The sequence below is a fragment of the Lottiidibacillus patelloidae genome (genome assembly GCF_002262935.1).
In the GTDB taxonomy this organism is placed as follows: domain Bacteria; phylum Bacillota; class Bacilli; order Bacillales; family SA5d-4; genus Lottiidibacillus; species Lottiidibacillus patelloidae.
This window is the reverse complement of record NZ_NPIA01000001.1, coordinates 330,344-351,757: the sequence shown is the minus strand read 5'-3', so window position 1 is coordinate 351,757 and position 21,414 is coordinate 330,344. Positions and strand designations below refer to the sequence as shown.

The window sequence follows — 21,414 nt, the reverse complement described above, 5'->3', positions numbered from 1 at the left end:
ACTAGTATGTATATAAATAAAGAGAAACTACTAGATGGAGAGTGTTAGTATGGAAAAATTATCACAACAACAACTTGAATCACATTTATGGGAATCTGCTAACATTTTGCGTGGTAGCATTGATTCTTCTGACTATAAAAACTATATATTCGGTATGTTATTTTTAAAGCGACTAAACGATGTATTTGTTGAAACAGCAAAACGTATAGAAGAACAAGAAGGCGATGATTATGGATGGCATGATCGTGATGAACACCAATTCTTCGTTCCAGAACGTGCACGCTGGTCAAATATCCAAGCGCAAACACAAGACATCGGTGATACTATAAACAAAGCCTTTGAAGCACTAGAAGAAGAAAATGCTTCCCTACAAGGCGTTCTAGCAACAATTGACTTCAACGATAAGGAAAAGCTACCTGATAGACTGCTGATCCAATTAATACAACACTTTTCAGCTATCCACTTAAGTAACGCAAACCTTTCTGAGCCTGACATGCTTGGTCGTGCTTATGAGTACCTAATTGGGCAATTTGCCGATGATGCAGGTAAAAAAGGTGGCGAATTTTATTCTCCAAATAAAGTAGTAGAACTACTTGTGAAAATACTAAAACCAGAAGAAGGCATGCGTGTATGCGACCCAACAGTAGGAAGCGGCGGTATGCTTATTCAGTCTGTTGATTACATCAAGTCACAAGGCGGCAATCCTCGTAACTTAACGCTGCATGGACAAGAACGTAACTTAAACACATGGGCAATTTGTAAGATGAACTTACTTCTACACGGACTAAGTGACCACCGCATTGAGAAAGGTGATACAATCCGTGAGCCAAAGTTACTTGAAGATGGTGAACTAATCCTTTACGATCGTGTCATTGCCAATCCACCGTTCTCTCTAAAGAACTGGGGACGTGAAGAAGCTGAAAGTGACCAATACGGACGTTTCCGTTTCGGCTTACCACCAAAAGACAAAGGCGACCTTGCTTTCATTCAACATATGGTGTCAACACTTAACCATGAAGGAAAAGCTGGCGTTGTAATGCCACACGGTATTCTATTCCGTGGCGCAGCAGAAGGGAAAATCAGACAAGGACTACTTGAGGAAGATTTAGTAGAAGCGGTTATCGGCTTACCTTCAAACCTTTTCTATGGAACTGGTATTCCAGCATGTATTCTAGTACTAAACCGAAACAAAGAAGAACATAAAAAAGGCAAAGTCTTCTTCTTAAACGGTTCTGAAGACTATCAAGAAGGTAAAAACCAAAACACGTTACGTGAGCGAGACATTGAGAAAATCATTACTGCCTACGACAAAGGCGAAGAACAAGAAAAGTACTGCCGTGCAGTTTCACTTGATGAAATTAAAGAAAACGACTACAACCTAAACATCGCTCGCTATATCGACACAACGGAAGAAGAAGAACAAATTGACGTAGCACAAGCACTAACTGAACTCCGTAAACTTGAAAATGAACGTGAAGACATCGAAGCTCTCATGAATGGCTACTTGAAGGAGTTGGGGTATGGTGAGTGATATGATTGGTCAAACCTCTAAAAACAATGTATTAATTGATGTTCCTGAGAAGTGGGAAGTTGTTAAAATTGAAGATATCTTTAAAGCAATTGATGGTGACAGAGGTAAAAATTATCCGAATGAAAAAGATTTTTTATCTAATGGATATTGCTTGTTTTTAGACACCAAAAACGTTACAAAAACAGGATTTTCTTTTAAAACTAAAAAATTTATTAGTGAAGAAAAGGAAAATACTTTAAGAAATGGAAAACTAGAAAGAAATGACATTGTAATGACCTCTAGAGGCACTATTGGAAACATATCATTTTTTGATGAAACAGTACCCTTTGAAAATATTCGCATAAACTCAGCAATGCTTATACTTCGTGCTAAAGTAGATGACATAATTTATAAATATTGGATGCAGCTCCTTAGGGGGAAAGTTATTGAAGAATTTATAAGAAGGGCAAAAGTTGGTAGTGCTCAACCTCACATTACAAAGAAAAGCCTAAATTCACTAAAAGTTGCAATTCCTAGTAGGAAAGAAGAACAAACAAAAATCGCAGCAATCCTCTCCTCAGTTGATAATGCTATTGAAAAAACAGAAGCAATCATAGAGCAAACGGAGAAAGTGAAGAAAGGATTAATGCAACAGCTTCTTACAAAAGGAATTGGTCATACTCGCTTTAAGAAAACGGAGATTGGTGAAATTCCTGTGGAGTGGGAAGTGCAAACTTTAGAAGAGGTTTCACTTGGAAAAGGTGAGTATGGTATAGGTGCTAAGGCTACGGAATATAGGGCGAACCAACCTCGATACTTAAGAATTACTGATATTGATGATAGAGGAAAGCTTATTCCTTCAGATAAAAAAGGGATAGCAGAAGAAAACTATGAAAGATATTTATTAGAGTACGGCGATATCGTGTTTGCTAGGACGGGAAACACAACTGGGAAATCATATCTTTATGATGATAAAGATGGCTCATTAGTTTTTGCAGGATTTTTGATTAGGTTTAAATTAAATAAAGAAATTGTAAACCCTATGTTTATTTCAAGTATTGTAAATACAAAGTATTACTGGAATTGGGTTAAGGTCATGTCAACTAGAAGTGGACAGCCTGGAATCAATGGGAATGAGTATTCTTCTTTTATGGTTCCAGTTCCAAGTTTACTAGAGCAAGATAAAATTGCATCAATGCTGTCAATTTTTGATGAAAAGATAGAAAAAGAAACTAGATTTTATCAGAAGTTAAATACTCTGAAAAAAGGCCTTATGCAAGTCCTTCTCACAGGTAAAGTACGTGTAAAAGTAGATGAAAACGAGGTGGTTTCCACATGACCTCATCAAAAGATTGGAACGAAAAGACATTAGTGGAAGATCGATTAATTGAACAACTCAAAGAAATGGGCTATGAACATATTCATGGTCCTTCTTTGGATTCCGAGCGTGAGTCAAAACGTGAAGTTGTACTAAAGGATCGTCTTCAAGCTGCTATTAAGAAGTTCAACCTATGGATTAACGACAGCAATCTAAACAAAGTGCTCCGTTCCATTACCCATATCGAAGCAACTAACATCATGGAAGCAAACGAGAAGTTTTATGACATGCTCGTAAACTACATATCTGTTCAGCAAGACTTAGGTAAGGGAAAGAAAAACCAAACGGTTAAACTAATCGACTTTGAAAACCCATTAAACAATGAATATCTAGTCGTTGATCAATTCTCAATTACTGATGCAAAAGGCACGATACGTCCTGACCTTATTATTTACATCAATGGGTTACCTATTGTCGTGATTGAATGTAAAAGTCCATTCTTGCAAGCAGACCAACAAATCGGTGATGCCGTTAAGCAATTACGCCGTTACCAAGAAGAAGTTGAACATCTCTTCCACTACAACCAATTCATGATTGGCACAAGTAAAGACCGTGCAAAGGCTGGAACGATCGGCGCAAAAGTACAACACTTCGGGGAATGGAAAGATCCATATCCATTAACTGTACCTGAAATTGGAGATAACCCTCCCCCACAAGACATTTTAGTGGCTGGGATGCTATCAAAAACGAACTTACTAGATTTAATCCAAAACTTCATCGTCTTTGAACCAGAAGGCGGAAGAACGATTAAGAAGCTTGCTCGTTATCAGCAGTACCGTGCTGTAAACAAAGCAATTAACCGTATTTTACACGCAAAAGACCCTCGTGATCGTGGTGGTGTCGTATGGCATACACAAGGAAGTGGTAAGTCATTAACGATGGTTTACTTATCTGTGAAACTACGACGAATTGAAGCGTTGAAAAACCCAACAATAGTCATAGTTACTGACCGTAAAGACTTAGATGATCAAATTACAAATACATTCCGTCGTTGCGGCTTCCCTAACCCACAACAAGCACCATCTGTATCAAAGCTAAAGGACTTACTTCAACAAGGACCTGGTTCTACGATTATGACGCTTGTTCAGAAGTTCCAAACAAATGATGAAGAGGAAAAGTATCCTGAACTATCAGATGATGAAAACATTATTGTCATGGTCGATGAAAGTCATCGCTCTCAATACAAAGGCTTAGCGATGAACATGCGTACAGCGCTTCCTAATGCTTGTTATTTAGGTTTTACTGGTACACCAATTGATAAGGAAGATAAAAGTACAACAGGTACCTTCGGTTCTTATATCGATAAATACACGATAGAACAAGCAGTTGATGATGGTGCGACAGTTCCTATTTTCTATGAAGCTCGTATGACAGAACTTCATGTACAAGGAGAAACACTAGACCAACTCTTTGACCGTAAGTTCCGTGAGTATGATGAAGAAGATCGTGAACGTATTAAGAAAAAGTATGCAACAGAAGAAGCGATTGTCGCTGCACCGAAACGCATTGAACAAATTGTATTAGATATTATCGAACACTATGAAACTCATATTCAACCAAATGGATTTAAGGCACAGATCGTTGCTATCTCACGCGAAGCGGCTGTCATGTACAAAGAAAAACTAGATGAATTAAGTGACCTAGAGTCTGCCGTTATTTACTCAAGTGGACATAACGATAAAGATCACATGAAGAAGTATCACATTACGAAAGATGAAGAGAAAAACATCATTGATCGATTTAAGAAACCAATGAGTGAAGATAAACTCTCCTTCCTTATCGTTTGTGATAAATTACTTACTGGTTTTGATGCGCCAATTGAACAAGTCATGTACTTAGATAAGCCATTAAAAGAACATAACTTACTACAAGCGATTGCTCGTACGAACCGTAAGTATGATAAGAAGGATTATGGTCTTATCGTTGACTATTTTGGCGTTTCTAGCTTCTTAGAGAAGGCGTTAAGCATCTTCCATAAGCAAGACATCCAAGGTGCACTAATGCCCGTAGAAAGCGAAATACCACGCTTGCAGACAAGGCATCGTAAAGCAATGAGTTACTTTGATTACATTAACAAAGATAACCTAGATTCTTGTATTCAAGTCCTTGAACCAGAAGATGTACGTCATGAATTTGACACAGCATTTAAAAAGTTTGCACAAAGCATGGATATGATTATGCCAAGTCCAAAGGCGCAACCTTATGTAGATGATTTGAAGTTCTTAGGAAAAGTACGACAAGGGGCAAAGTCACGTTTCCGTGAAGAAGCATTGGACATTTCTGATTGTGGCGAAAAGGTAAAACAACTAATTGCCGAACACCTTCATGCATCGTCCATTGAAATCTTGCATGAACCAGTTGATATTTTATCAAACAAGTTCGAAAAGCAATTAGAAGAAGCAAAAACACCTGAAGCAAAAGCAGCAGAAATGGAGCATGCCATTAAACATGAAATCAAAATCAAGATTGATGCAAACCCTGTGTACTATGCTTCACTAAGAGAGAAGCTTGAACAGCTCATCGAAGCTCGTAAGCAAAAGCAAATGGAAATTGCTGATTACATGGAAGAACTATCAAGCATGATTAACGGCATGCGTGAAACGTCAAACGCTAGTCTACAGCACGGCTTCTCTCGTGAAGAGTATCCATTCTTCCAAATGCTAGAGAAGGAACTTGAAGGTGAAGAAAATGATTACCTGAAAGATCTAACACAAGTGGTAACCGATATTATTCAAACTGAAGCGGTTGTGGAATGGACGCAAAAAGAAGATGTCATGCGTGAGATGCGTAAGAAGATAAAGAAGCAACTGCGACTAGCGAAATGCCCGAAGGAAAAGCTCGAAGCGCTAACGCAGCAGTTGGTGGATTTGGCTAGTGTGCATTATAAAAAGTAATTGTATAAAGGGGGATTAGTAATGAGAGAGTTTTTTGTGAATATTGGAGGAAATATTATGGAAGGATTAATGTTTTTTGATAAAGAGAATTGGATAAGCATTATAAACATGTTAGTTATGGCAGTATTAACATACTTTATTTACAGGTCAACTAAAAAGGCAGCTGAAGCTACTGACAGTGCTGCAGAATCAGCAAATGAGGCAGTTAAATTAGCAAATAAATTAGATGAGGAAAGAAAAATGGAAGAAGAGGCAATAAGTTTTCAATATAAAAAGAAATTTTCATTTTATACTACTAAGGTAATTAAAACATTAAATGAAATTATTAGTTCAGATGGAAGAGATATCCCCCGCGCATTAAGATATCCTAACTTTCCACGTACAAAAGAGGATGAGGGTTTTCTAAGGTTTAATGATGATATTTCAGATAAGGAAATGGGTAAATATTTACCAAATCATAATAAAGAGATAACAAATTGTTGGGATGGTTTAGATGAGTTTTTACACAAATATTACAAGTTCCCTATAAAATATCAGAAGGAAAGCCATACATTTAAATATTATGATGTATATTATAAAAACTCAAGTCAATTAGGGATAGTGGATACAGAAGGACATCACTTAAATATTAAACGAGATGCTGAAGAGTTATTAGCTTTGTTCAAAGTTTTAAAAAATTCACTTGAACAATAAATTTTATAATAAAATATATACTTTATGGAGGATAAAAAATGAGTATTCCTGATTATCAGGCAATCATGTACCCTCTATTGGAACACATTAGAGATGGTAAAGAGTATTCCAACAGTGACTTAATGAACTGTTTAGCAGACCACTTTAAATTATCAGATGACGAACTAAAGCAGATGTTACCGAGCGGTACCAAAGTGTTTAAAAACAGAGTTCATTGGGCAAAGACATATCTTAAAAAAGCGATGCTTATCGAAGCTCCTAGAAAAGGATATGCATGTATTTCTGAAAGAGGGTTGGCAGTAGTCGCTGACCCTAGTACCACTAAAATTACAAATAAGTATCTCAAACAGTTTGATGAATTTAAGGAATTCATAAATCCAAATAAGAAAGAAACTAGCAACGATGAAAATTCAACAAATGAGACTGAAACACCTGAAGAGGTTATTGCTAATACATATCAAGAATTAAAAGATACTTTGGCAGATGAACTGATTTCAACAATTAAAACATGTTCACCAGAATTCTTTGAACGTCTAGTTGTCGAGCTACTCGTTAAAATGGGATACGGCGGATCACTTGTCGATGCTGGTCAAGCTGTAGGTAAAAGTGGTGACGGCGGAATAGACGGGATTATAAAAGAAGATCAACTTGGATTAGACATTATATATTTACAAGCAAAAAGATGGGAAAATGTAGTTGGAAGCCCTGAGATCCAAAAATTTGCTGGTGCTTTACAAGGGCAGCGAGCCAAGAAAGGTGTTTTTATTACTACATCACACTTTACAAAGGATGCTTTAGCTTTCGTTAGAAAAATAGATAGTAATATTGTCCTTATTGATGGAAAGCAGTTAGCTCACCTAATGATTGATAATCAATTAGGCGTTTCTACAATAGATACAATCGAAATTAAGAAGATTGATACGGATTATTTTGTCGAATAATAAAAATGCATCTTTTAGCAGATACATAATATCAGAGAGCTCCTGTCTATACTTTTGAGAGCTCTCTGATTAATGTTTTCACCATATAATATTAACTAGTTGCATTTATGAAGTTATTAAGACGGATTATTTAACTTACTTTTTTTCTTAAATTTATATTTACTTTCAATGTCCTTAAAATCCTTACCTTCACTAATATATTCCAATAATGCAATTAACGGCATATATCTACCATAGCTTCTTCTCCCACTATATCGTAATTCAGATATCTGTATATGCTTAAATAGAATATACAATACATCAATCGGAAGGTAATCATCGTATCCCTTGGCCTTTACGCTAAAATCATCTAAATTTTCCAAGTGCAATTTAACACCTTTAAAATCTACTGACTTTGCAAGTTCGTCATTAAGATTGAGTAAATTTTTAATGTGATGTTTTCCATTATCACCTATTATTATTTTAAATGCATCAAATAATTCTTGATAGGTTGGAGACCAAGTATGAATTTCATTATCTTTTTCATATACTAACGAAATCCTACAATCTTCTTCTCTGTCTGTGTCTGATTTTCCAATTTCTCTAGTGATAAGAAAGCATTTTTCTACCCACTCAATATAAGAGTGTTGTTCGTTTTTTCCAACTGTAACTACAGTATCGAGTTCTGTAACTATAACTTCCTCAACATACTCATAAAGATGTCCTTTGAATTTTTTTCGCTCATTATCACAAAAATATTCCCCATTATAATCAAGATACATAGTAGGTTTGTCCTGTTTTATTCCGATACTAATATTGTCTGTTATTAATTTACTAAACTTTAATAAATCCCCTGATAAAACGGTCATATTACTTTCCCCCTTCAATAATATAAATATATGAAGGGGGAAAGTAAAAATTCATTTTTACTGATAATAAAGTATTTATAATTATTATTATAGGATTACAAACAAAAGGTTGGGCCGTTAACCCTTAGCCATTCTTTTCTATGTTCGAAATCAGGTAGGATAGTTGCAACTAGTCTCCAAAAATCCTTCGAGTGGTTCGGATACTTTAAATGCGCTAATTCATGCACCAATAAGTAGTCGACAATTTGCATTGGAGCCATTATTACTTTCCAATTTAGATAGATTGCTCCATCACTTGTACAAGTTCCCCATCGCATCTTCTGTTCTTTAAGCTTTACCAACTTAGGTTTTACATCCATTTTTTCAGCATACAACGATAGCCTCTCCTCAACTTTAGCTTGTCCATGTTGTATATACCAATGTTTAAACAAATATTTTAACTGTTCTTTCATCTTCTCTTCTTCGTTTGCAGCAGGTACTTGAGCCCAAAAGCGACCTTGATAAAAACTAAGCGTAGCTTTCTTTACGTCCTCTCCCCTACTCACCTTCAGTCTGTAAGTGCGACCTAAATAGGGAAACTTCTCACCACTTACAAATTCCTTTGGTTCTGGTGGAAATAGTACTTCATTAATTGCGTTCAATTTATCAATTATCCATGGTGCTTTCTTTTTTAATTCATTATTAATTTTATCAATTGAAGTGTTTTCTGGGGCAATAACAGAGACACCATCTATCCATTCAATAGATACCTTTATAGTGTCGGTATCACTAACATTCATTAAATTGTATTCAATTATAGTGTTGCCAAATTGAAATGAAGGCAAGTTATTTCAGCTCCTCTTATATATAGCAATTTTAGATACAGTTAATTAAAACGTCAATTAATAAAAATATTGTTAAAGGATTTTCGCCAAATATATAGAAGGTATTATTTGGAAACAAGTGATGTTAGGGGTGAAATTGTGAAGATTAAACGTGTAACTATTAGTTTTTATGAACGAGGCCAATGGGAAGAGCCTGTCACATTAAATATAAAACACCCTAACAGCAAAGATGAAGGTGTAAGTAGAGATAGTGAATTCGCTAACATTCTTATTAATAAGAGAGTTGGTGACATAATTACCGATGCACCATGCCCAAAGTTTAAAATTATTGATATTTTAAGTTCAAATGAAATTGATGATGTAGAAGAGATATGCGACAACTTAGAAGACATAAAAAATCGAAGCGATGAAGATCTTATAAAATTGGGTGAATCGCTTGCTGAAATAATACAAAATGCAATTAGTATCCCAAATAACACTGATAAATTATGTAAAGTTATTGTTGTTGCTTACATAAATAAAGAAGAAATAGAAAATGCAATAACTTTAGTAAGTGAACTTACTAAACACGGTCTCAACCTATCACATATTCTTGAAAAACTAACAGCAGTAAAAGAAACACAAGGTGAAATATCAATTAGTAACATAACTGATGTGAAGGTACTAAACCATTTAGGTGGATTACATATTGACTTAGGAGCGTATGAGAAATCTAAAGCCATACTTGAGAGATCTCTTAGCTTAGATAGTAGAAACAACGTTACACTTACACGTTTAGGTAAATTATGTAGAAAAGCATGTTGGTATGCTGATGGAGAGTATTATTATAAAAGAGCAATTGACCTAAACAACCGTAGGAGTGGGCATCCTTATAATGGTCTGGGTGCTTTACATCGCGATCAAGGTGATCTCTTTAAAGCAGTAGAGTATTTTAAAGAAGCATTAGATATCGACTATACTGATCCTTTTGCCCACAAAGGTATTGGCGCTACTTATATGGACTTAAAAATGTACGATGAAGGTCTTGAACATTTTCAGTTTGCTGGTTATAGTGAACTTGATTTTAAAAGATTGTACAACCAGTTAAGAGCTTCTGGTAATATTGATGGTGCTTCTAAGTGCTTCGAATACATTTTAGACTTAGCTTCAAAGAATAGTAACGAAGATGAAAACAATTCCAAAAAGACAAGTTAATGTAGATGAATTAAAATTTTCATGGTCACATTTTGGTCACGCACTTGCGAAAATGAACGGAATTTAAAGGATAAACGAAAACAAAACAAATGCCCGTAACCCTTGATACAAGTAGGTTTACGGGCATTATTGATTATTATAGGAAATTCCTCTATCTATCTTGACAGGGTGGAGGTCGCTGGTTCGAGCCCAGTTCGGATCATCAAACAAATAAGCTTGAAGTCCTTGATTGAAAAGGGTTTCGAGCTTTTTTCTATTATTAAAACCCCTCATTGTAAAGCTTTTTGCTAATGAGGGGCCTTTTTATGGTGTTATTTTAAATTTTCTTGTATCTTATTTTGAACAAGCTCTGAAAGTTCTTTAACAGATATTTGCTCATAATCCTCTGATTGTATTGGTTTATTGACTGTTATTGTGACGTTGCCTGGATAAAATCGATTACCTTTCTCTTCAAAAAGCTTATATGAGCCATCAATAGTAATTGGAACAATTGGTACACTTGATTTAGTCGCTAATTTAAAGCTCCCTGTTTTAAATTCACTTATTGGTCCACCTTTACTTCTTGTCCCTTCAGGAAATATGACAAGGGAATGTCCAGCTTTTAAGAGATCTGCTCCGACTTGAATAGATTTAACAGCTTGCCTACGATCTTTTCGATCCATAAATACACAAGGTAGAAGTTCCATCCAAGAAGAAATAATAGGAAGCTTCTTCACTTCTATTTTTGAAATAAACCCCAATGGTTTTGGTATGTGTGCCATTAATAAAGGAATATCAAAATTCCCCTGATGATTACTCACAAATAAAACTGGTCCTTTTGGCAAGTGCTCTAGCCCGTTTACCTCAACCTTTGCACCAGTTGACTTCACTACTTTCATAGCCCAATGCTTAGGCATTTTATGTACGATTTCGTCTCGCTCAGCAACACTCATTGAACTTGGTAGCTTCTTTAACCTAACTAAAGTTGGAATACTGACGAACAAATATCCCCACATGATCATAAAACCGTATAACGTTCTTAACATAATTATCCTCTTTTCCTTACGTTGTAAATAAATTGATTTACCTTCATTCTATAAGGAATTAAGTAGTTTGTATATCCTTTCTTATCGTTACAACATTATTTAATACGTCTTGTTATGCAATATTATTTAATACGTCTTGTTATACAATATTCTTTGTGAATATTTTGTGAACAGTTAAATGCTTCAAAGGTTTCTACTTAATCACAACGAATACATACAATGTACACTTAGAGATTAATTATAAAAAATAAAATATTGTAAACTTGTTAAATGAAGAATGGGGAGATACTCATGGCTAATAATTATAATGACTTAATTGGTGAAATATTAAAAAATACTGATGGGTCAGACGACTACGAGGGAAAAGGGAAACCACTTAACAAAGAATATTTAAAACGAGATGTCTTTCAAAACTTCCAGCAAATTGCTAAAGATGCAGGCTACCTACCACCGTGGCTAAAGTTGCAGAAGGAAATTACGAAACTAGTTCAATCCGCTGATACAGAGCTTGATGTTGAGTTGATCAATTCTAAAATTATCGAGCATAATAAAATATGCCCGCCACCAATGCAAAGAATGCCAATTTCCTTTCATAAATTAACTAGAGCAAGAGAAATTTGGCAACCTTAGACCTGATGGTTGTACAAAAACACAATTAATTAATCCCCTTTGGTCTCAAGGGGGAATATTTAATTCTTTATCTTAAGAAAGATTATTTGCTCGTTGTTATTCAAAATGCAATTTTATAAATGCTTGTTCCTCTTCTTCTGTAAGTAAACCAGTGGCTTCACCTAAAGTTCCTCCTTGCAGTTCCCAAATAAAGTTATGCTCTTTATCAGCTTGCGAGAAATCATTATTTTTCCATGCATTCAAAATCTCAAGGTACATTTCTTCATACTTGTAATTGTAATTATTTGCTTCCACAACTTCAATTAATCTTTCAATACGTTCTGTAGTAATTTGTAGTTCTCCCCACTTCATATCTGCTTTTACTTTTTGATGGCTTAACCAGTGGATGTAATTTTGCAATTCATCCTCTCTTTTGCTTACACACATTTTAATTAATTAACATAAAATTAAATTTTTATTATACTGTAGATATTGAAAGGGGATTTTTATGTTTTCGTTACCTATCATTTCTGCGCTGCTTGGAGTATTTATTGCTCAGTTTCTGAAAATACCTATCCATCTAATTATGGAAAGAAAATTAAAGCCTAGTCTGTTCTTTAGTACAGGGGGAATGCCAAGTTCCCATACAGCAACTGTTGTTTCTTTGGCTACATCGGTCGGTTTATTAGAAGGGTTTGACTCTACTTTTTTTGCAATTAGTGCTATTTTAGCGATAATCGTTATGCATGATGCAACAGGAGTCAGAAGGCATGCAGGGCAACATGCTGCTATTTTAAATGATCTTTTACGGGATTTTCGATTGCTGAAAGAAACAGTCAATCCTAATCTTGAAAGAACGGAAAAAGAGCAAAAGTTAAAAGAGTTACTAGGTCATAAACCTATTGAAGTTTTCTTCGGAGCTATTTTAGGCATTGCTATTGGGATCATTATGTACAACGTTTATCCATTATAAGTGTTCCATTTTCCATACTCTTTAGCTATTTTTCTCGAAAAAAAACGGTCCTATGAAGGGACCGTTTTTCATTACATAAAGTTTAATTATTGCACTGCTGCTTGAACGTTTATTACACCATTTCCATAGTAGAATGAAGATCCTAATGGAGTTGCAGTATTGCTTAATCTGTCACGTACTTGTGAATTTGATAATGACGGATTACTTGAAATAATTAATGCTGCCGCTCCTGCTACGTGTGGTGAAGCCATTGAAGTTCCATTATAAGTGTCATACCCACCTGGAACTGAGCTATAAACTGATACTCCTGGTGCCATTACTTCTAGTTCATTTCCGACGCTTGAGAATGATGCTCTATTGTTGCTAGAATCAACTGCCCCTACTGCAATAACTGAAGCATACTTTGCAGGATATCCAATTGTGTTACGCTTTCCTTTTGAACCACTGTTACCTGCAGCAGCAACGACAACAATTCCACTGTTATTTGCGTTGTCACATGCAATTTGAAGGGAAGTTGAACCTCTGTCTCCACCTAAACTCATGTTAATAACATCCATGTTATTATCGATTGCCCATTCAATACCTTGAATAATTCCACTGTAAGTTCCGCTTCCATTTCCATCTAATACCTTTACAGCATATAAAGAAACGGACGGAGCAACACCTAAAACCCCTAGATTATTATTTAAACCAGCAACTGTCCCTGCTACATGTGTACCATGACCATTATAGTCAGAAAATGCATCAGGTTCAGCAGGAATAAAGCTTGCTCCTCCAACGACATTTAAATCTTCGTGAGAAGCTTGAATTCCTGTATCTAAAACAGCTACCTTCACACCATTTCCTGTATTTCCAGTAGCATGAACATCATCAGCATTAATATGAGGAATTCCCCACGGAACCGTTTGCCCGGAAACTGTTGGTTCTTTAACTGGCTTTCCGAAAGCAGTCGCAATCGCATCTACCTCAATGTATGCAACATTATTATTATTAGCAAGTGCTTCTACTGCTTTATCTGTTAAAGAAACTTTCACAACATTCATGTACTTAAACTGATGTTTAACTTTTCCACCAAGTTTTTTAATATCTGAAACATCCGCAGTTGAAACGTGTGTCTTAAATCCAACAAGATAGTCTTTTTTCACAGGTGCATTACTAAAATCTGCAGAAACAGATCCAAATGCTAGCGAGAATACAAGGGCGAAACTAAAGAAGATACTAAGTAACTTAAATCTCTTTTTCATGTAAAACCCTCCAATATTTTTTATGTAACAATCAATCATAATAAGATAGTACGGAAAAAGAATGTGCTATATTGCAAGTCTGAGACTCTCTTATTTTTTTGATTGTCACTAGAATTATAATATTGTTAAAATTCCGAAAATAAACTTGGGAAACATAGGGTGAAAAACCTCCAATAAAATACCCTTTCGTCAGACTATTTTCCCAAGTATAAATAAACTGTATTTGAATATAATAAGAAATTATTTACTTACTACTGTTGTGTGCTCCTTTTAAAAAAGAGGCAACCAAATCGGCTGCCTCTTTCCCAATATTTTATTTTCAAAAGTATACGTCACTTTTTAGAGAAATCTAGATTGGCTAAAAACTTTGCAATAACATAGCCGCCGAAGAATATGATTAAAAACTCTGCTAATACAATAATTGGGTGTAAGTCAGGTGCTAGTTTACCAACTACTTCATCATGTGCAAATACGTAATTAGGGATTGTAATGATAGCAACTGTCAAAAGTGTCGAAACTGCTGTAAGTTCATGATAGCCACCATCTAAGGTTTTTTTATGTGCCACAAAATGAAAGAGTGCAGCTAAACTAATACTTCCAATGAAAGCAAGAATTAGTTTTCCTCCATCTATTGCTAAGGGGTTTTGTATTTCCTGTGCAATGACTAGCCCAACAACAGCTCCAAATGTCGGTGCTATATAAAATTTATCTTTGTTTTTCATCAAATAATATAATCCATCAAACAAAAGTCCCGAAATAATCAATAACAAAGGAAACCTTAAATCAACAGGTGATTTGTTCCAAATAAGGTAAGTAGTAATGTTAAGTAAAAATACTATGCTAGTAATTAATGTTCCTACAGGTCTGTTAAAGCGCTTTAAGCCAAGAATAAAGGAGTAGATTAGCAAAGGTGTTAAAAGAATGCTTAAGAAATAACTATATGGTCCCCAGCGATGATCTATAGCAAACCCTTGATTTATCATGGAAGTTTGTACATTGTACTCTATCACACTAAGTTGCATGACTATTACGGTAAATGCTAACGCTAAAATAGAACCTAACCATTTCCGCCACATAACCTTTTCATTGCCTAAAAGTTCAAAGATACCAAGTGTAATTAAAACCGCTGCAAAAACCGCTCCTATATGGGGCGGGCTCCACATCGTCACATCAAATCCCATGATTGAATGATAAATTTCATCTAAAACGCCAGAAATCAGTTGAATTAATGAGCCAGTTCCTGTCAGTGCATATCCTTTCACATTTTCCATTTTTCTTGGAGAAAAGCTTCCCATTTTAATTGATTCATAGATGACAGTAGATAATACTAAAATTCCCATTAGTGCGACTGAAAAATAAATGACGGCATGACTTGGGGTCCAAAATGTTTCCACTTTATTCATAACATGCGACCATACGTCCCATAACGTTCCAATTGTTGCTGACAAAACAAGCATTAAAAGGATAAAAGGTAAATTTCGTTTCATCAGTTAACACTCCTTTCCAATATAGTTCTTTTGTCTTATAAATCATATACCCAGTAATCTGAAAGTAGTACTTGCAAATGAAAAAGAACTGTCTTATCGCGAAAAATAATTTCACAAAAGAACAGCCCTTTTATATATTCTATTTCACAGTACCAACTGACCAAGTAGCAAACGCATCAAATGCTACATTGTTCGTTACATTTGTTACATTAGTTCCATCTGCTTTCATGATATAGACTTCAACATCTCCTGTGCGATTACTCTGAAAGACAATAAACAATCCATTTGGAGACCAAAAAGGATTTGCATCTCTTGCAGCGTTGTTAGTTAAACGCACTTGATTTGTCCCATCAATATTCATTGTATATATCTCTTCGTTTCCATCACGATCTGATGTAAATGCAATATACTTACCGTTTGGTGATACAGCAAATAAGAAATCCTCTGATGTGTTATCAGTTAATTTACGAACGTTTGTCCCATCAACATTCATAATATAAATTTCATTATCCCCATCGATATCACTTGCAAAAACAATCTCCTTTCCATTGTTTGTAAACATAGGATCTCTCTCATTTCCTGTTGTAGCCAATACTCTAGTTTGATTTGTTCCATCTGCGTTCATAATATATACTTCTTCATTCCCATCACGGTCAGATACAAATGTAATTAGTTTTCCGTTTGGTGACCACGAAGGGTTACCATCAAATCCTGGATGAGTTGTTAGTCTAACTTGATTTGTTCCATCTGCTTTCATTTTAAAAATTTCAAAATTTCCTGCTGATATTCTGTTTGATACAAACACTATTTCTTTTCCGTTTTGACTAAGTTCTGGTTGCCTATCAAATGCAGGATCATTGGTCAGCCGCATAACATTAGTTCCATCTGCATTCATTACATAAATCTCCTCGTTTGAGTCTCTGTTTGAAACAAAGGTAACTTTCCCACTGAATTTTTGAGGCATAGCGAAGGCAAAACTTGTCGTTAATAGTAGTGTAACAACAATTGGGATTAATAGTTTAAGGACCTTCATTTTCTCCCCCCTTTTTTCCATTATTAATTAGTATATTTATTTATTTATTTCATGCTTGTACTCCAACCTACTTCTTGTCCAAATGGAACATTTTCATTTCTCATCCATATTTATCTCATAAAAAAAGAACCAAATCCTATTTTGGATATGGCTCACTTGTTATTTTAACTACGTTTTTCTTTTCGGTTTACAATGACAATCCCGCTTGCTACAAATACTAGTCCTATTAAAACGAAAAAGTGAACCGGTTCATGCAACAGTATATTAGATAATAGTACTCCGAAGACAGGAATTAAAAATAGAAAAATCGACACTTTTCCGACTTTATTGTATTTCATTATGTTGTTCCATAAGATAAATCCGACTGCCGATAATAAAGCTAAATAGAAGAGCAATAAGGTTGACTTAATATCAAAAGTAAATGGTAAAAAACCAGAAGAAATCCCCCCGATTACAAGTAACCCAATAGATCCTAATAACATTTGAAATGAAGTTAAATTCGCAACATCCATTTTGGTTGTCCCATTTTTTGCAAGGATATTACCATAAGCACCTGTAACCATTGCTAAGAGAAGTAAAAACTCTCCAATGCCAAAGTCAAAATGATACTCCCCTTTAGTGAGATTAACGAAAATAACACCAGTAAATCCAATGCATAATCCGATTGATTTTTTCCAACTCAGTGCGTCGTCTTTATACATAAAGTGTGCAAAGATGATTTGAAAAAAAGAAGTTGTTCCTGCAATAATTGATCCTTGTATACCGGTACTTAAACTTAATCCAATATAAAACAGGATATACTGCAGAAATGTTTGAAAAAAACTAATATTGGCTAACGTTTTCATATTTTCTTTTTTTATAAACGTTCTTTTCTTTATTAAAATCATAAACAAGATAATAAAAAGTGCTGCAAGGAAAAAGCGGTACCCAGCAAACAAAATTTGCTCACCAATTTCCGTTTTCTGTATATCTAATGCTTCATAACTTAATTTTATTACTGGAAACGCACTTCCCCATAAAAATGTTGCAGCAACTACGGAAAGTAAAATACCCCATCTATTTGTAAAAAATGTTTCTGCTTTCATGTTGTCTTCCTTTCAATCGTTAAATATAAGGTTTTACTATTTTAAAAATAGTATCTTGTTGATTTAGCTTTTCATTCATTATCTGCCATTTCCAATGTTCGAGCTTGGTGGAACAGATGTTAATTGTAATATTATTGTTTCTTTTGTTCCAGTTTGAGTAACTGCTTTGTTTTAAAAAATGGCTCTGTTAAAGAATTTTGTTGATTTCGAATAGCTTCAGGCGGACGCTTTTCGCGGGCAACGCTTCAGCCTCCTCGACCTCGTTCCTCGCTCTGCAGGTTCTTCAGCTGTTGCTTTTCACTATTGCTGAGGACACGTTATCCATGCAACGAAGCCAAATAAGACTCCTGACAGTCCCTCCCATCCTCCAAAAGTCCGAGGCAAAATCAATCTATCGCTCCGTGTAGAAAAATATGGAAGTGCGTATACTAACAGTGTAAAGAACAAAGCGAGGTGATTCAGGTGATAAACGTTTTTGAGTTGGAACTTTTAAATGAGACTAAGCGTAAATAATTTTTCACATAAATGGGCTGCGGTGAATAACATGGAGAATGTTTTCGAATTAGAAATGGTAAATGTGTCAAATCGTAAAATATTGAATGAACGCCTAAGGAGGGATTTATATGTTAATAAATTTATACGAGTTGGAACAATTAATAGAGTCAAAACGCCGCTAATTAAGTTTATAAATATGAAATGAGGTGACGTTTTGAATATTCAAAAGTTATAGCAGCCTGAATTTGATGTGATAATCAAATTCAGGCTGTTTTTTTGTCTTACTACTAAATGCCTACCATTTCTTACTTTTAAAACGAAATTTTTAAATCAAAATCGTTTTCTTGTTAAGTAAAATCAACGTTTGGCGGGGTTACTTGCAACAATGTGCTTCAATACAATAATAAAGGAGGAAACATAAAAAAGGAGATATATGATGGATAATTTTTTTAAAGCGAAAAAGAAAATAAGCCACTTTGACTTAAAAAACTATAAGCAGATCGCCCAAGGAAAAGATGGAAGAATTTATTCTCTAACTTCAGATAAATGTGTGAAATTTTTTTTTAGAGAAGATACATGTAAAAAAGAGTATGAAGCACTTAAGCTTGGCCAAAAAACTGAGGTAATTCCTCGAGTATATGAAAGTGGAGATAATTATATTGTTATGGAGTTCGTGAAAGGAGTTTCACTGGCACATCATATGAAAAAGAACGGTTATATAGATAAAGAACTTACAAGGAAGATACTATTTGTCCTTAATGAATTAAAAAGAGTTGGCTTTAAAAGATTGGATACAGAAATCCGGCATTTGCTCTTAAATAAACAAGGTCAATTTAAAGTGATCGACCATAAGCGTGCCTTCTCCACTAAGACTTCTGTTCCTATAAAATTGATTAAAGGGTTAAAGAAATATGGGTTAGAGGATCAGTTTTTAAGTCACGTTCAGAGGATGCAACCGCTCCTTTATAATAACTGGAAGGATAAATTATAAGGAGATCAATTTAGCTAGTATAAAAGATTTATAGGTTGAATGCTAGCGCATTTTCTTTTCAAAATAGGTTATTAATATAAAAAGAATCCAGAGCAAAATGCCTATTATGAATATTGATCAAACCGATTTATATAGACTAATGTCTGTTTCACGTCTAGCATAATTCACATACAATATAATATTACTAATAGATTGGGGTGTAAGAGATGCCAAAAACAGTCATGGTGATTGTTGCACACTTTGATGATGAGATATTAGGGTTAGCCGGTACTTTAAAAAGACTAGTTGATCAAGGTGATAATGTCATATCAATCATAACAGCACTTGGAAGAAAAGAAGAAGAACACCACATTCAAATGTTTGCTCGTAAAGCAAATGAAGAAATTGGTGTAAAGGAATTAATATTTCTTGAATATCCAAACTTAGAACTTGAAAAAATTCCACTTCATATGATAACAAAAGAAATTGAGAAATTGATAGAAAGGTATCAACCTGACCAAATTTTCACACATCATTATGGTGATTTAAATCGTGATCATCAGATCACATTTCAAGCTGTATTGACAGCAGCACGCCCATTACCAAATAAAAAGCCAATTGAGATTCTAACATTTGAAACTGTCTCTTCAAGTGAATGGAATATTAATACTAACGATAAAACATTTAAACCAAATTACTATGTCAATATTACGTCTACTTTTGATACAAAAATAGCCGCTTTAAAACATTATGAAGTTGAAATGAGAGAATTTCCTCATCCACGTTCCTACAAAGGAATTAAACATTTAGCCCGCGTTCGTGGCATGACGGTCGGAGTACCATATGCGGAAGCATTTGAAATTATCAGGAGGGTTTGGACATGAAAGAATTAAAATTCCCATACCCAAATATTGTAAAGGTATTAGACCAATATTATGGGGTGGACACAAAAAGTGATACTACCTTTTTTAAACAAGGTGTTAAATCAATCTTAAAAGAGCTGGTCACTAGAAAGAAAGTAAATAATGCTCCTCTAAAAAAGAAATCGTTATCTATATTAATCACAACCTTTTGGGACTACCCACATACTGGTGGACTTTCAAATTACATTACAGCACTCAGAGATGGGTTAAGAAATTTAGGTCATCAAGTGGATGTCATAGCCCCAAATCAATTCCCCGAAGAAAAAGTGTCAAAGATTCGTGCACAAATTGTTCCTGAATTAAAACAGTTCTTAAATGGACGCTATGGCACATACTCAAGCAAAGTATTGCAAAGTATGAGATTACTCTTCGTTTATGAAAATATGCTTAAATATATCGACCTTGAAAAATACGATATCCTTCATGCACAAGACTTATTTACAGCAAATATATTAGGACGGTTAAATGAAGCACACGGTAAGCCTCTCATTTATACACCACACGGAATGTTTACTTACAATCGACTTAAATTCAATCGCATTGAGAAAGGCTCTGTAGAAGAAGTCTATTACGAAGAAATGGAAAGAAAAGCAGTTGATTATGCCTCGCATATTATTAATATCACAGATTCATTTATCCCCCAATTACGTAAGCTCGGTGCAAGTATGAAAAAAATGACAACTATTCATACAGGTATTGAATATCCACACAGTATTTCAATTCGAAAACCACATGATAAAATTGTTATTTCCTGTGTAGCAAGACTTGGACCACGTAAAGGTCAACAAGATTTACTACTAGCTATTGCTAACTTAAAAAATATCACTGAAGATATTGATGTTTTAATAATTGGTGACGGAGACATGCGAGAAATTCTCGAAAAACAAGTCGAAGATCTTCGAGTAAAAAACGTTTATTTCTTAGGTAGCCGTGACGATGTACCTTACCTTTTAAGTATTACTGATATTTTTGTTCTTCCTACTTTAAACGACAGTCTTCCATTATCTATTATAGAAGCAATGCACAGTGGCACAGCCATCATTTCAACATATTGTGGTGGAATTCCAGAACTAATTCAACATAATGAAACTGGAATTTTAATTAATCCAGGAGATGTAAACGAATTAACGAAACAACTTGAATATTTAATTAATAGTAAGACTAATAGAGAAAGATTAGGGAACAACGCATTTGCCTATGCTCAAAAGAATTTAACACTTAAAGAGATGCTAAGTAGGATTGAAAACAAATATTATCAACTAACTTATGACGAAGGAGGTAAATAGTA

19 protein-coding genes are annotated in these 21,414 nt (G+C 34.7%); 11 read left to right on the top strand and 8 right to left on the bottom strand.

All coding sequences use genetic code 11. From position 1 onward, the window contains the following. The first annotated feature begins 49 nt into the window (after positions 1 to 49). From CIB95_RS01975 to CIB95_RS01955, 5 genes are read left to right on the top strand one after another with little or no spacing between them, the layout of a single operon-like run. Entirely contained in the window at positions 50 to 1,531 is a 1,482-nt protein-coding gene (locus CIB95_RS01975) for a type I restriction-modification system subunit M (RefSeq protein WP_094921123.1), read from the top strand. After that, positions 1,521 to 2,849 (top strand): restriction endonuclease subunit S, encoded by a 1,329-nt coding sequence (locus CIB95_RS01970; RefSeq protein WP_094921120.1) that lies wholly within the window; start codon positions 1,521 to 1,523, stop codon positions 2,847 to 2,849. The genes CIB95_RS01975 and CIB95_RS01970 overlap by 11 nt, the downstream gene beginning before the upstream one ends. Beyond that, on the top strand, positions 2,846 to 5,782 hold the full coding sequence (locus tag CIB95_RS01965) for a type I restriction endonuclease subunit R (RefSeq protein ID WP_094921117.1): 2,937 nt from the start codon (positions 2,846 to 2,848) through the stop codon (positions 5,780 to 5,782). The genes CIB95_RS01970 and CIB95_RS01965 overlap by 4 nt, the downstream gene beginning before the upstream one ends. Before the next feature lie 21 nt (positions 5,783 to 5,803). Continuing rightward, entirely contained in the window at positions 5,804 to 6,475 is a 672-nt protein-coding gene (locus tag CIB95_RS01960) for a hypothetical protein (RefSeq protein WP_094921114.1), read from the top strand. 38 nt (positions 6,476 to 6,513) lie between these two features. After that, positions 6,514 to 7,416 (top strand): restriction endonuclease, encoded by a 903-nt coding sequence (locus CIB95_RS01955; protein WP_094921112.1) that lies wholly within the window; start codon positions 6,514 to 6,516, stop codon positions 7,414 to 7,416. 116 nt (positions 7,417 to 7,532) lie between these two features. On the opposite strand, the gene CIB95_RS01950 is transcribed toward CIB95_RS01955, so the two are convergent. Together CIB95_RS01950 and CIB95_RS01945 are read right to left on the bottom strand one after the other, a co-directional pair. After that, positions 7,533 to 8,264, bottom strand: a complete 732-nt coding sequence (locus tag CIB95_RS01950) for a hypothetical protein (protein WP_094921109.1) — start codon at positions 8,262 to 8,264, stop codon at positions 7,533 to 7,535. A gap of 95 nt (positions 8,265 to 8,359) precedes the next feature. Beyond that, entirely contained in the window at positions 8,360 to 9,088 is a 729-nt protein-coding gene (locus CIB95_RS01945) for a M48 family metallopeptidase (RefSeq protein ID WP_094921106.1), read from the bottom strand. Between the two features lie 138 nt (positions 9,089 to 9,226). Here CIB95_RS01945 and CIB95_RS01940 point away from each other — a divergent pair, with 138 nt between their 5' ends. Beyond that, positions 9,227 to 10,282 (top strand): tetratricopeptide repeat protein, encoded by a 1,056-nt coding sequence (locus CIB95_RS01940; protein ID WP_142296448.1) that lies wholly within the window; start codon positions 9,227 to 9,229, stop codon positions 10,280 to 10,282. 311 nt (positions 10,283 to 10,593) lie between these two features. Here CIB95_RS01940 and CIB95_RS01935 read toward each other — a convergent pair whose 3' ends face one another. Beyond that, the gene (locus CIB95_RS01935; protein ID WP_094921100.1) at positions 10,594 to 11,307 is read right to left on the bottom strand and encodes a lysophospholipid acyltransferase family protein; all 714 of its coding nucleotides are present in this window, start codon (positions 11,305 to 11,307) and stop codon (positions 10,594 to 10,596) included. Positions 11,308 to 11,598: 291 nt separating this feature from the next. Between CIB95_RS01935 and CIB95_RS01930 the strand changes: the two genes are divergently transcribed. Further along, a complete protein-coding gene (locus tag CIB95_RS01930) occupies positions 11,599 to 11,937 on the top strand; it encodes a DnaJ family domain-containing protein (protein ID WP_094921097.1) in 339 nt (112 codons plus the stop codon). 96 nt (positions 11,938 to 12,033) lie between these two features. Here CIB95_RS01930 and CIB95_RS01925 read toward each other — a convergent pair whose 3' ends face one another. Next, positions 12,034 to 12,336 carry a DUF6241 domain-containing protein gene (locus CIB95_RS01925; protein ID WP_094921094.1) on the bottom strand — a complete coding sequence of 101 codons (303 nt, stop codon included), beginning with the start codon at positions 12,334 to 12,336 and terminating at the stop codon, positions 12,034 to 12,036. An 88-nt stretch (positions 12,337 to 12,424) separates the two neighbouring features. Here CIB95_RS01925 and CIB95_RS01920 point away from each other — a divergent pair, with 88 nt between their 5' ends. After that, positions 12,425 to 12,889, top strand: coding sequence for a divergent PAP2 family protein (locus CIB95_RS01920; RefSeq protein WP_198949145.1), 465 nt, complete (start codon positions 12,425 to 12,427; stop codon positions 12,887 to 12,889). Positions 12,890 to 12,975: 86 nt separating this feature from the next. On the opposite strand, the gene CIB95_RS01915 is transcribed toward CIB95_RS01920, so the two are convergent. The 4 genes from CIB95_RS01915 to CIB95_RS01900 all read right to left on the bottom strand — a co-directional run bounded on the left by CIB95_RS01915 (position 12,976) and on the right by CIB95_RS01900 (position 17,738). Further along, positions 12,976 to 14,133 (bottom strand): S8 family peptidase, encoded by a 1,158-nt coding sequence (locus CIB95_RS01915; RefSeq protein ID WP_094921089.1) that lies wholly within the window; start codon positions 14,131 to 14,133, stop codon positions 12,976 to 12,978. Positions 14,134 to 14,465: 332 nt separating this feature from the next. Next, positions 14,466 to 15,620 (bottom strand): hypothetical protein, encoded by a 1,155-nt coding sequence (locus CIB95_RS01910; RefSeq protein WP_094921086.1) that lies wholly within the window; start codon positions 15,618 to 15,620, stop codon positions 14,466 to 14,468. Between the two features lie 139 nt (positions 15,621 to 15,759). After that, complete coding sequence (locus CIB95_RS01905; protein WP_158217543.1) at positions 15,760 to 16,653, bottom strand: DUF5050 domain-containing protein; 894 nt, start codon at positions 16,651 to 16,653, stop codon at positions 15,760 to 15,762. Between the two features lie 164 nt (positions 16,654 to 16,817). Next, a complete protein-coding gene (locus tag CIB95_RS01900; protein ID WP_094921081.1) occupies positions 16,818 to 17,738 on the bottom strand; it encodes a DMT family transporter in 921 nt (306 codons plus the stop codon). Between the two features lie 931 nt (positions 17,739 to 18,669). Between CIB95_RS01900 and CIB95_RS01890 the strand changes: the two genes are divergently transcribed. The 3 genes from CIB95_RS01890 (at position 18,670) to CIB95_RS01880 (ending at position 21,412) form a co-directional block, all read left to right on the top strand. Further along, a complete protein-coding gene (locus CIB95_RS01890; protein WP_094921075.1) occupies positions 18,670 to 19,224 on the top strand; it encodes an AarF/UbiB family protein in 555 nt (184 codons plus the stop codon). Between the two features lie 206 nt (positions 19,225 to 19,430). Further along, entirely contained in the window at positions 19,431 to 20,087 is a 657-nt protein-coding gene (locus CIB95_RS01885; RefSeq protein ID WP_094921072.1) for a PIG-L deacetylase family protein, read from the top strand. Beyond that, positions 20,084 to 21,412: a glycosyltransferase family 4 protein gene (locus CIB95_RS01880; protein WP_094921070.1), complete on the top strand. Its 1,329-nt coding sequence runs from the start codon at positions 20,084 to 20,086 to the stop codon at positions 21,410 to 21,412. Before CIB95_RS01885 ends, CIB95_RS01880 begins: the two co-directional genes overlap by 4 nt. The last annotated feature ends 2 nt before the right edge of the window (positions 21,413 to 21,414 follow it).